At 64.8% G+C, this 963-nt stretch carries 1 protein-coding gene; it reads left to right on the top strand.

From position 1 onward, the window contains the following. The first annotated feature begins 26 nt into the window (after positions 1-26). On the top strand, positions 27-941 hold the full coding sequence (locus tag ACLQ25_RS32695; protein WP_425734586.1) for an IS982 family transposase: 915 nt from the start codon (positions 27-29) through the stop codon (positions 939-941). Positions 942-963: the final 22 nt, after the last annotated feature.

Genomic DNA, 963 nt, shown 5'->3' with positions numbered 1-963 from the left:
CTAGGCAACGAGACCATGGAGGCCCCGTGCACACCGATCTGGACACCCTCGCGACCGCACTCTACGTCAGAATCGACGACGAGTTGAAGGCGTCTCCACAGCTCAACCCCTACCGGCCGACGGTCGGAATCGCTCCGCGGATCACTGACGCCGAGCTGATCACCGTGTCGGTGATGCAGGCCCTGCTGGGCTACCACAACGAGAGCCGTTGGGTCCGCTACGCCCGCAAATCGATCATCCATCTGTTCCCCTACCTGCCCAAACAGCCCGGATACAACAAGCGGCTGCGGAGCCTGAGCACCCAACTGGCTCACTTCATCGCGGTACTGGTCACCGACACCGACCTGTGGCAGCACCCGATCCGGATCGCTGATTCCACCCCGGTGCCCTGCGGCACCTCCCGCGAGACGGTCCAGCGTTCCGAGCTGGCCGGCTGGGCCGGCTACGGCTACTGCGCCTCACATTCGCGACTGTTCTGGGGCCTGCGACTGCACCTGGTCACCACCGTGCACGGCCTGCCCGTCGCGTTCGCCCTGAGCAACGCCAAGACCGATGAACGAGAAGTCCTCGTCGACCTGGTCTCCTTACAGCCGAACATGTTCCACCACCCCGACGGGCTGATCCTGGTCGTGGACAAGGGCTACCGCGACCGCGACACCGAAACCTGGCTCAACCACACCGGGATCACCGTCATACGACCCGCCTACCGCACCGAACCAGCACGCCCCGGCCGCGGCCTGCTCCGAGCCGTACGACAGAGCATCGAATCGGTCAACCAGACCCTCAAAAGCCAACTCGACCTCGAACAACACGGCGGCCGGACCATCACCGGCGTCACCGTCCGCGTCCTGCAACGCGTCCTCGCCCTGACCGCCGCGATCTGGCACAACTGGCACACCGGCCAACCGGTCATGCGATCCCTGACCGCCTACGACCACTGACCCCTTGGAATCGATCATCTAG

Source organism: Micromonospora sp. DT44 (genome assembly GCF_049841635.1).
Lineage (GTDB): Bacteria > Actinomycetota > Actinomycetes > Mycobacteriales > Micromonosporaceae > Micromonospora.
This window is presented reverse-complemented; position numbering and strand designations above follow the sequence as displayed.